This is a genomic window from Lewinella sp. JB7, assembly GCF_024297185.1.
In the GTDB taxonomy this organism is placed as follows: domain Bacteria; phylum Bacteroidota; class Bacteroidia; order Chitinophagales; family Saprospiraceae; genus Neolewinella.
Window position 1 is genome coordinate 231267 of the sequence record NZ_JANCTD010000007.1, and the last position, 10960, is coordinate 242226.

Below are 10960 nucleotides of genomic sequence, written 5' to 3' on the forward strand. Positions count from 1 at the left end.
ACGGATGCAGGGTTTTTATATACCTTTCCTGGATGCTTACCGTCCCCGAGTTTGTAAAAAAGTGGTCCGTTTCTGGTGCCGCAGAGTCTAGTAATGCCCAAAGCTTTACCAATGACCTTTGTGAGGTGCTGAAAGTTCAAAAGCCTGACCCAACCGTACCAGATGAAAGTCAAAACACCTACGTATTTGAAAAGTCCGTCCCAACGGCTAAGGGTAATGTCAAGAAGATCGACTGCTACAAGCGCGGTCACTTCATCCTGGAGAACAAGCAGGGTGCAACCCTAGAAAGCCAGGAGGCAATCAGTGCGGAAAGAACCCGGCACCTACGTTCTCGCAAAAAGGGTCACGGAAAGCGGGGTACGCACGGCTGGGACGTAGCAATGGAGAAGGCCAAAAAACAGGCAGAGAATTACGCCCGTCTGTTGAACGTCTCGGAGATCAAAGGTGGCCGACCACCCTTTATTATGGTGGCCGACGTGGGTCACAGCATCGCTTTGTACGCGGACTGGAGCCGCGCCGGGGGCATCTACCAACCCTTCCCCGACCCGAATAATTACCGTATTCCGATAACGGAACTTCACCGCGAGGAACTCCGCGAACGACTGCGGTTGGTCTGGGCCGATCCCCTTGCCCTAGACCCCGCCCGCCGCAGTGCGCGGGTTACTAAGCTTATTGCAGACCGGCTGGCTAAACTGGCGAAAAGCCTGGAGAACGAACACGCAACGGAAGTAGTAGCTGGTTTCCTTATGCGGTGCCTATTTACCATGTTCGCGGAGGATGCCGGACTACTACCGGAAAAAGCCTTTACGGAGCTCCTAGAGCGCACCAAAGATCAACCAGCGGGCTTCGCGCCTAACCTTGCGTCCCTGTGGCTAACGATGGACAAGGGCGGCTGGAGCGTAGCCCTCAACGCACAGGTAAAACACTTCAACGGCGGACTCTTTGCGGACCAAACCGCCCTCCCCCTCAATGAGGATGAAATTCAACTCCTAGTGGAAGCGGCGCGGGCCGATTGGCGGGAAGTAGAACCGGCCATTTTCGGCACACTGCTGGAACGCGCTCTAGACCCCCGCGAACGTCACAGCCTGGGGGCACACTACACCCCCCGCGCTTACGTGGAGCGATTGGTACAACCTACAATTTTAGAGCCGCTTCGCCACGAATGGGAAAGCGTACAAACGGCCGCCCTTGCCCTAGCCGACGACGGCAATACCGACAAGGCGATAAAGAGCGTGGAAGGCTTCTTGCAGCGCCTAGCCGATCTCCGCGTACTTGACCCCGCCTGTGGTAGTGGAAACTTCCTTTACGTTACCCTGGAGCTGCTAAAACGCCTGGAGGGAGAGGTTCGCAACACCCTCCGGGACCTGGGGCAGGGACAAATAAGCATAGGCCTCACTGGGGCCACCATTACTCCAGCAAACATGCTGGGCATCGAGATCAACCCGCGCGCCGCCGCCATTGCGGAACTGGTGCTGTGGATTGGTTACTTACAGTGGCACCTACGCAGTACAGGCGGCGTGAACGACCTGGGGGAGCCGATCATCCGCGACTACCATAACATCGAAAACCGGGACGCTGTGCTCGCTTGGGAGCGCACCGAGCCGCTACTTGACGAGCAGGGCCAGCCCGTTACTCGCTGGGACGGCATCACCTTCAAGACCCACCCCGTCACCGGCAAATCCGTACCAAATGAGGCGGCGCGGACGCAGGTGCAACGGTACATTGGGGCGAGCAAGGCAGACTGGCCTCATGCGGATTTTATCGTGGGGAACCCGCCGTTTATTGGTACGAGCCGCATGCGGGAAAGCCTGGGGGACGGGTACACCGAAGCGCTGCGCAACGCCTATAAGAACGTCCCGGATTCGGCGGACTTCGTCATGTTTTGGTGGGATACGGCGGCGGAAGCGGTGCGGACCAGCGAGACGGAACGCTTCGGCTTCATCACCACCAACAGTATCCGGCAGACCTTCAACCGGCGGGTCATTCAGCACCATATGGGGCAGAAGAAGCCACTATCACTCGTGTTTGCCGTGCCGGATCACCCCTGGGTGGATAGCGCGGATGGTGCGGCGGTGCGGATTGCTATGACGGTGGGGGTGCCAGGAGAGGAAGTCGGGAAACTACAGCGTGTAGTAGCCGAGATCGACCAAAGTGGTGATCTGGCCGCCGAGGTGACGACGACTCAAAAGAACGGAAAAATTCAGGCTGATTTAGCTGCTGGTGCCGACGTAGCAAGCGCCATACAGCTAGAAGCAAATACTGGCGTAAGCTCTCCAGGTGTCAAACTTCATGGTTCGGGGTTCATCGTAGATATAGAGAAAGCCCGAGGTCTCGGTTACCCAAATGATGTGATAAAGGAATACCGTAATGGCAGAGACCTAACAAGTACTCCGAGAGGGGTTCTTGTAATTGATTTATTTGGATTCAGTGATCGAGAAGTGCTTGAAAAATACCCGTCGGTGTATCAGCATCTTTACGAGCACGTCAAACCAGAGCGAGACCAAAATAGACGGGCTACCTATCGTGACAACTGGTGGCTATTTGGCGAAGCCCGTAGGACGTTCAGACCCTTGCTATCAGGACTTAACCGTTACATCGCAACGGTTGAGACCTCCAAGCATCGCTTTTTTGTTTTTCTCAACAAAGAAATTTTGCCAGATAATATGCTCGTTAACGTAGCTCTTGAGGATGCGTACTATCTGGGAGTGTTGTCTAGCTCTTTGCATGTGAACTGGGCATTAATGGCGGGGGGAACATTAGAAGATCGTCCACGCTACAACAAAACTCGCTGCTTCGAAACCTTCCCCTTCCCTGATTCCACCGAAGCCCAAAAGCAAACCATCCGCGACCTGGCCGAACGCCTAGACGGCCACCGCAAGCGCCAGCAGGCCCAGCAACCTAAGCTCACCATGACCGGCATGTACAACGTGCTGGTAAAGCTCCGCTCCGGCGAGCCGTTGGACGACAAGGAACGTAAGATCCACGAACAGGGGCTAGTTGGCATTCTCAAACAGCTACACGATGAGCTGGACGTAGCTGTAGCGAAGGCCTACGGCTGGGAAGACTTGATTGAGGGCAACCCAAACTCCAGCGACGCCCGGCTCCAGGACGACGTGACGCAGGAAATCCTACAACGGCTAGTTGACCTGAACGCGGAACGGGCAGCAGAGGAAGCGCGTGGGCTGGTCCGTTGGCTCCGCCCTGAGTACCAGGCCCCAAAAGAAAGCAATGGCGTTCAGTCTGAGCTGGAGTTGGATAATGACGAATTAACCCCAGTTGCCGTAGTGGCCGAAAAGCGGAAGTGGCCTGCGAAAGACCTTACCGCTCAAGTGACTACTCTCCGCGACCTGCTACGAGAGGTCGGGGACGCCCCGTTAAGCCTTGGAGCTATCGCTGACGCCTTCAAGCCTAGACTAACTAAGAAGCGCCAAGGAGTGGCAGAGAAGCTGCTGGAGATGATGGAGAGCCTCGGACAAGTGGAAAAAATTGAAAAATATTGGAAAAGCTAATTATGAATTCTACCAACATACCCGAAATTCGAAAAATCACCGGAGAAGTTTTCTCTATACTTTCCCAAGAATACAAGGAAGTAGGTACTATAAACTTTATGCACTTCAACCTTTCTAAGTCGCTTGATTTGGAGTTTGACTCCTCTGATATAGGAATAGCAGTCAAAACGCTTATTGATGAAGGTTATATTTATTTTGAAGGGGAGGGTAAAGATTGGCTTCAACTTACTACAAAAGGCCGTGAGGCTATAGAGGATGGATATTTAGCTAGCTACTTGCGCGACAAAGCCCAACATGAAGAAAAAAGGAAACTTGAAGGGCTCCAACTTGAAAAAATAGAGAAAGAAATTGAGGATCTTACCGAAAGGTTTGAGTTGAAGCTGAATACAATACAAGCTAAACATTTAAGGTATTCTGTACTAGAAAAGCCTATTTCACTGATTTTATCTGGTCTATCATTTCTCATAAGCCTGGTAGCTCTGTTAAAGGCACTAAACTACCTCTGAAAAGATCAATATTTAAGTATTTTAGGTAGATCCTTAACTATCTAGGTTATAAATGGGAAGACCCAGCCCCGGCACCCCGGTACTAGACGACATGTTAACCCTTCGCCTTCGTTTCTTGATTGACCGGGGCTACCTGGTCAGCGAAGAGCTTATTGAAGGCACTTTACACTGGAGTAAGAAAGGACGCCCCGTAGCAAGTATGAGGCTAGAGGTAACGACGTAGGGCCAGCACGGACAGTTAACCGTCAGATACATTAATGGGGCTAACGAGCGAATACAGCAGTCGATACGCCTTGGCGCGCAACCTAGCAACTTAGGCGCGGGGCGGGGTCGGGTGCGGTACTTCCTTTGCCCCAGTACGGGCAAGCGGTGCCGAACGTTTTACTTCGCCGACGGCTATTTCTACAGCCGCCGCGCTTTTAAGAACACCATGAACCACAGCCAAACTGAAAGTAAAATTATGCGATTGGCAAAGCCCGCCCCCCCGCCCTGGCCAAAGGAGAAGCCGAAAATGTACCGGGGGCTTTACAAAACTTATGTGAGGTACAAGGTGGCGCTCTGGAAGCATGAAGATGCGTTCTTTAAGCTTGCTCGATTTAAAAGCTGGACATAGATGAAGGGTCACAGAAGAAACGCATTTTGGACGGTCTGCTTCTGCTCAACCACTTCGTAGGTCAAACCGACGAGTAGCTGCGAAAAGGAGACAAAACCCCCGTATTATCTTCGGCAGTGTCCCACTGAATAAAACTATTCAACTACATAAGCATTAATACTCAAAAAAAGATTATGCCCCGAATTTCTTTAAACAAGCTAGGTGAATACGTTGAAGCCAGTTTAGCAAGGCGCAAGGCGATTGTGAAAGACGCTAAGTACCCACCCGTAATAAAAGTTGCAAGATACAGCGAAGTTAGAACGGACATCACGGCGTATTTCACGTCCGGTTATGACGACAATGTACTGAAAGCTGCAATCAAAAAGTTTGAAGAAAAGAAGCCTGAGTCACCTTGGCATGAACAGAATCAACGGGGTTCCATTGACTTCCTAGAGCTTCTACCAGTTCTAGAACTCCCCGATCTGCATGGTTTTGATGTTTTGGCCTACAAGGGAGACAACCCAAAGATGAATATTGCTGGAGTGGATATTAGTGTCAACCCAGATGCGATCATTAAAGGCCACATAAAAGACAAGCCTGTAGTCGGCGCTATCAAATACTACACTAGCAAAGGCGTGAGGATAGGAGAAGAAGGAAGCAAAACCATAGCCACACTCCTTAGTAAGTTTGTAGAGGAAAACCTCTTACAAGGGGAAGAAAAGGTTTGTCACGATTTTTGTTTGTCAGTAGACTTTCATGGGGAGCAAGTTTATTCTGCTCCCAAGGCCTTTAAGCGGCGTTTGCAAAACGTAGAAACTGCATGTGAGGAGATTCGGCTACGGTGGGACTCGTTGTGAGCTCTAGTCTTTTCTAGGTGACAGCTTTTACATAAAGTCTGAAAATTTTCGATTGACGTTGCACCTCCACCTTGGTAGACAGGCAAGATATGATCAGCTTCCCATTGTGGGTCATGAATGCCACACCACCTACAAAATCCTTTGTCAAGATGGAACAATTCGTTTCGAATTGTTCCAGTGTCTCCCTTAACAATCAGAAAATTTTTCAGCGCATGCATTTGACATTCCTTGGTGGCCCATCTCCTCCGGTTTCGCGAAAGATGTGCGTTACAGCCACAGGCACACTTTGACTTGTCTGGTTGAGGAAACAATCTTGTAAGGGTTAGCCCTGTCTGATAGCGCTTGAATTTATCAACCATGTTGTAAAATTTGAGGTGTAAGAAAGAATGAAACGTGCTTGACTTTTCAAAATTTTCAAGGCTCTATCACTTTTTCGTACAACTAAGGTTTCTGCAAGCAACCCAACAAAGCAAGATCACTCACTAACCAAGTGGCAAAATAACCTCCCCAACTTATAAATTAAGTAGGAGACTCCCAGTGCATTTAGCGGCAGAGCAGCAAAATGAGCCTTGTAACAGACGGTGCTGCAAAAAAATTCTACTTAGAACTCATAAAGGGGAAGGGATAGCGGAGGTTGTGACATGGAAACGGACTTAACCACTTTGTAACCACCTCCGTGAGTTAGCGGAGAACGAACAGCTGTCAGCAGTCGAAAGAGGCTCCAGCCTCAGCCAGCTTCACCTGAAAGAAGCTAAAACGTCCCCTAAAACGTCCCCTCCAGAAGGAAGAAAGCCCCTAACTAATTGATAGTCAGAGGCTTTCTAAGTTGCTAGTGTAGACCCACAAGGACTCGAACCTTGAACGACAGAACCAAAATCTGTTGTGTTGCCAATTACACCATGGGTCTGAGTGCCGTTAGCGGCCGCAAATATACAGCGGGACGGAATATCTCACAAGCGCGCCGCTATTTTTGTAACTCCTCGCGTACGGTGGAAGTTGCATAGGCGGTATAGCGAAAGTCTCCCCCATAAGTCCATTCGAGGAGTTGGCAGCCGGGGGCGCGTTCGACCATGGAGAATTCATCGGCGGCGGGGTCGATGAAAAAGCTGGTCGGAGGGCAGAGGTAGACATCGAGATTGCCGTGACTTACCGTGCGCACCGAATGGTAGTGTCCGCAGAAGACCCGGCGCCGTACCCCATCTTCCGTGATGAGTCGGAGGAGTCGCTCCGTTTTGCGGAGGGGATACTTAGCGTCCATAAATTTCACCCCGAGCGCGATGGGCGGGTGGTGGATCACGATATCGGAAACCGGGTGTTCCACCAGGGCCTCGGTGAGCCAGTCCAGCTGCTGATCGTCCACGAATCCCGGGCTGGAATCCAGGAAGAGAAAACTTTGATCGTGTACGGCTACCCGTCCGCAAATTCCCTCCTGCCCGCGCCCCGGCAGATCGAAGGCCCGGCGCATCATCTCCCGGTCGTCATGGTTGCCCGCCGTGAGGTAGTAAGGGGCCGGCAGGCGGTCGAGCCGCTCCCGTAAGCGGTGGTACACCTCCTGCACGGGCTCGTGGGCGCAGAAGTCGCCCGTGAAGAAGTACGCGTCAGGGTCGAGTTCCTCGGCCAGCTGCAGCACGTCTTCCAGACGTCCGGTCACGTCAAGTCCCATCAGGGTTTCGCCCGGAGCAAGCAGGTGGGGGTCCGTGATTTGAACGATGCGTGACGACACGATCGGAGTTTTGGATTCTGGTTGGTAAAATAACAAAAGCGACCTCCCCGCTAGTGCGGAAAGGTCGCTTTAATTACGTCAGTTTGCTCGTTTAGGCCAGTTTTCGGTACAAAAACAGAAGAACGATGGCACCAAGTACGGCAATGAGGATGGAGCCGATGTTGAAACCGTCAACTCCACCGAAGCCCAGTGCGCCGCCGATGAAGCCACCGATCACCGCACCGACGATGCCGATGAGGATGGTTACGATCCACCCGCCGGGGTCCGGTCCGGGCATGATCCATTTGGCAAGAGCGCCGGCCACGAGGCCAAGTAGTATCCAGGCAAGTATACCCATAAGGCGTGTATTTTTTGTTTTGATGAATGATTACAGCTTAGAGCCAAAAAATAGGGTATTTGTTCGCTACGTGTCAAATTAACCATTTATTTCCTACCGTCCGTAGCCCGTTTCTTGCGGCTTCCCGTCTTGCCGGCCCTGGCATCGCTCCGCCGGCGCACCGTACCTTTGGGCGCCTGTCGGAAGGGCTTCCGATCAGTTAATTTGTCTCATGCGCCGTCTTCTGTTCTTATCCTTGCTGTTTCCGGTGGCCGTGGCCGCGCAGTCCACCCTCGGGCTTTCCGCTTACTACCCCTTCGAAAGCAACCTCGGCGACGCCGGCGGGGAGGCCTCCAATCTCGGGGTGCCGGTCGGGGCGGTGGATTTCGACTGCGGCGTGGTCGATCAGGCCCTGCTGCTGGGCGGCAATGAGGACTTCGTGCGTATTCCCGGGGGAGCCTCCAACAACGTCAACCGGGAGTTCGACGATGAGGACTTTACGCTCAGCCTTTACTTCAAGTCCACGGCTACCGACGGCAATCGCTACCTGATCTCCAAACGTGATACGAGCTGTGCCGACGAGCAGTACTTCCACGTGCGCTACGCACCCGCCAGCCGTACGGTGGAAGCCACCCTGCGCCAGGGTAACGAGTCCGCGACGCTGACTCACGTGATCACCAACGCATCCTGCTGGCAGCATCTGGCCCTGGTGCGGGAGAACAACCGACTACGGCTATTCCTGAATGGTACGGAAGTGGCCGACGTGCTGACCAGCAACCGGATCAACATCGACAACACCGGCGATCTGCTCATCGGAGCTTCCGCTTGTTCGGCGCCGGACGGTCAACCCTTCGCCGGGCTGATCGACGAAGTACGCATCTACGGGCGGGCGCTGCCCCCTTCCGAAGTGCAGGAATTGTACTTCGCGCCCGACCGCATCCTGACGCCCTCCACGCTCCTGTTCCTCAGCGAAAGCATCGACATCACGCTTAACAGTAACTGTGGAACTTCCTTCAGCTGGTCACCAACGGCGGGCGTAGAGACTCCTACCGAAGCGGAGCCGACCATCACCCCGGTAGTGGCGGGAAGGCAGGTCTACCGGGTCCGGATCGCGGACGAGATCAGTAGCTGCGTTGCCAGGGACAGCATCGTACTACAAGTGATCGACCCGGACTCCCTGGACTGTACCCAACTGTTTCTCCCGAAGGCCTTCACCCCCAACGGCATCGGCCCCGCGGCCAATGAGGACTTTGGCATTTCTAATCCCTTCGCCGTGCCGGAACTGGTGTCCTTCGAAATATACGACCGGTACGGAGGACAAGTGTTCCGCACTAACGATCCCTTCGCCCGCTGGGACGGCAGTTTTAAGGGTCAGCCCGTTAACCCCGGCGTAATGGTCTGGCGGGTCGTCTACCGTTGTGAAGACCAGGAAGTGGTCCGGAGCGGAAGCGTAACGATACTGCGGTAGGAAGATTCGGGTCACGGCCACGCCACGTGGCTTTCCCTGGTTTCCACCGCACCCGCGTCCCCGCCCGACGAAAAAGTATTGCCGCCCGGCGTAGCCGTAGTCTGGTTGCACGACGGAGACTAAACCGCTCTCCTGAAGTAAGTCGCTTCATTCCATTGCCCCGGCGCGGAGCAACCGCCGTCCCCAGAGCAGGACCTGGAACCCGTAAGTCGTCAGCCAGAGGAGCAGTACGGTGTAGGAGAGTGACTGCATTCCCGCGTACCACTCCCGGTTCCGGAGATCCACGAAGAAGTAGTTGTAACTGATGAAGTCGCTGAGGGCCAGGATCGCGTATGCGATGACGAAGAGCATACTGCCCTTGAGCAATTTACGCAGGTACCACAGTAAGCGAGGAAGGCTGCGCCGCCGGAGTTGGGCCCGCCTGCGGCGCAGATACTGGTAGGCGAAAATGATGTACGACGGCCAGATGATGAGGTAAAGGGCCTGCTCCAGCCCGCCGTAAAAGGGGCTGTAGAAGTAACGGCCCTCCGGGCGCCGGAAGCTGGGTACGATCCAGATCGACACGAAAAAGAGTAACTGTGCCAGTGGAAAGATGAAGTGTTTCAGATCCGTCCACCGCAGCCGATAGTGGGGGTACAGGCTGAGTTTGACGTGCAGAAAGAGCAGTACGGGCAACCAGAGCGTAAAGTAGATCGGCAGAAACTCCAGTTCCGGATGGCGGAGGGTGAGTCCCGAGAAGAGGAGCAGAAAGTGAAGTTGGGTGAGCCCTCCGGCGATAAGCAGTCCGCCGTATAACCGGTTAGCACGTACCTCGCCGCTGCGCTTAAGAAAGAACAGGCCGCCAATGCCGATGGCCGCCAGCAGGCTGGCGGCCATCAGGGCGGCGGGCAGGTAAAAACTGATGAGGCGGGCGGCGTCCATGCCGTGAAGGTAGGACGTTACGCGCCGATCTTGCCGGCCCGCAGATCGCGGAAAAAAGATTTGAGGTACTTGGTGATCTCCCGTTTGCTTTCGCCGGAGAGCAGTTCGTTGTCGGAGACCTGGGCCAGTAGCTCCTCCTTGAGCAGGAGAAATTCCGCGGTGGCGCTGTCGAGATCAGGAATGGATTCGAAATCCCAGACAAACTGCCGTTCGGTGAGGGACATCTTGGTGTACTGGGGGTTGACCAGGCCACAGAAATCAAAGTCGTAGGGTACGGCGGTAAACCGACCGTTCTCGGTGCGCATCATCTTCAGGTTGCGGATCTGCCGGGTGCTGAAGTCGGCATTGCCGATCATGTACTGGAAGAGGGTAACGCGCTCGATGTTGTCGTACGCCGCGTGGGGCGTGGCGTAGCAGTCCGAGCAATTTTCGGCGGCCAGGCGGTCCTTCAGTTCGTCGGTATCCTCGATCAGGACGGCGTATCCGGTGGAGGTGCTGCCGTCGGCGGTATTGACGTAGATGATGGTCAGCAACTGGGTGCGGAAGCTGGCGGTGGGATCCACGGTACGGTAGAGTTCGTAGGCGAGCTGCTCACGCACGATGGCGTCCTGCCCGTCCTCGTCGTCGGTACAGTGAGTGACTAATTTGTAGTCATTGTGGGTGTTCAGTCCCACGCTGCGGAGGAGGTCCTTGTCGAACTGCAGCTTGATGGGGGGCATCGAGCATGTCCGCCGGCGGTAGCGACCGCGTACGGAGATGTCTACGGCCAGGGGAATACCGTTATCGATGACGGTGCCGCGGATTTCGTTGGCGTTGAAGCGGTTGGCCTCGAGACTGTCGAAATCGAGGTGCAGTTCGATGGTTTTGTTTGCCGTGTGACTCCAGCGATCGAAGATGCTTTCGCCCTTCTTTGCCGCGAGCGGTGCCGCGGCGAAGACGACGATGAGGACGGCAAGGAGAGGAAGGAAGCGTTTCATGGTGATAATTGCTGAGCGGTTGGTGATTAAAGGACGGGGGAAATTACCGAGGGTTGCAACCCTACTATTAGGGGTATTAATCCTTTTTCCG

General features: G+C 54.1%; 9 protein-coding genes and 1 tRNA gene. 4 read left to right on the forward strand and 6 right to left on the reverse strand.

Annotated features, from left to right (window positions below; genetic code table 11):
- Nucleotides 1–32 precede the first annotated feature (32 nt).
- From NMA52_RS14080 to NMA52_RS14090, 3 genes are all read left to right on the forward strand, one after another.
- A complete protein-coding gene (locus NMA52_RS14080) occupies nt 33–3509 on the forward strand; it encodes a DNA methyltransferase (RefSeq protein ID WP_254828334.1) in 3477 nt (1158 codons plus the stop codon).
- A gap of 2 nt (nt 3510–3511) precedes the next feature.
- Complete coding sequence (locus NMA52_RS14085; protein WP_254828335.1) at nt 3512–4015, forward strand: hypothetical protein; 504 nt, start codon at nt 3512–3514, stop codon at nt 4013–4015.
- Nucleotides 4016–4801: 786 nt separating this feature from the next.
- Nucleotides 4802–5464 (forward strand): hypothetical protein, encoded by a 663-nt coding sequence (locus NMA52_RS14090; RefSeq protein WP_254828336.1) that lies wholly within the window; start codon nt 4802–4804, stop codon nt 5462–5464.
- Here the strand turns inward: NMA52_RS14090 and NMA52_RS19210 are convergent.
- The 4 genes from NMA52_RS19210 to NMA52_RS14105 all read right to left on the reverse strand — a co-directional run bounded on the left by NMA52_RS19210 (nt 5377) and on the right by NMA52_RS14105 (nt 7524).
- A complete protein-coding gene (locus NMA52_RS19210; RefSeq protein WP_371930971.1) occupies nt 5377–5823 on the reverse strand; it encodes an HNH endonuclease in 447 nt (148 codons plus the stop codon). The genes NMA52_RS14090 and NMA52_RS19210 overlap by 88 nt on opposite strands.
- Before the next feature lie 476 nt (nt 5824–6299).
- Nucleotides 6300–6371: transfer RNA gene (locus tag NMA52_RS14095), tRNA-Gln, on the reverse strand.
- A gap of 57 nt (nt 6372–6428) precedes the next feature.
- Nucleotides 6429–7187: a metallophosphoesterase gene (locus NMA52_RS14100; protein ID WP_254828337.1), complete on the reverse strand. Its 759-nt coding sequence runs from the start codon at nt 7185–7187 to the stop codon at nt 6429–6431.
- A 91-nt stretch (nt 7188–7278) separates the two neighbouring features.
- Nucleotides 7279–7524, reverse strand: coding sequence for a GlsB/YeaQ/YmgE family stress response membrane protein (locus tag NMA52_RS14105; protein WP_183495712.1), 246 nt, complete (start codon nt 7522–7524; stop codon nt 7279–7281).
- Between the two features lie 211 nt (nt 7525–7735).
- On the opposite strand from NMA52_RS14105, the gene NMA52_RS14110 reads away from it, so the two are divergent.
- The gene (locus NMA52_RS14110; protein WP_254828338.1) at nt 7736–8971 is read left to right on the forward strand and encodes a LamG-like jellyroll fold domain-containing protein; all 1236 of its coding nucleotides are present in this window, start codon (nt 7736–7738) and stop codon (nt 8969–8971) included.
- Between the two features lie 147 nt (nt 8972–9118).
- On the opposite strand, the gene NMA52_RS14115 is transcribed toward NMA52_RS14110, so the two are convergent.
- Together NMA52_RS14115 and NMA52_RS14120 are read right to left on the reverse strand one after the other, a co-directional pair.
- Complete coding sequence (locus tag NMA52_RS14115) at nt 9119–9892, reverse strand: hypothetical protein (protein WP_254828339.1); 774 nt, start codon at nt 9890–9892, stop codon at nt 9119–9121.
- A gap of 17 nt (nt 9893–9909) precedes the next feature.
- Nucleotides 9910–10869 (reverse strand): hypothetical protein, encoded by a 960-nt coding sequence (locus tag NMA52_RS14120; protein ID WP_254828340.1) that lies wholly within the window; start codon nt 10867–10869, stop codon nt 9910–9912.
- Between the last annotated feature and the right edge of the window lie 91 nt (nt 10870–10960).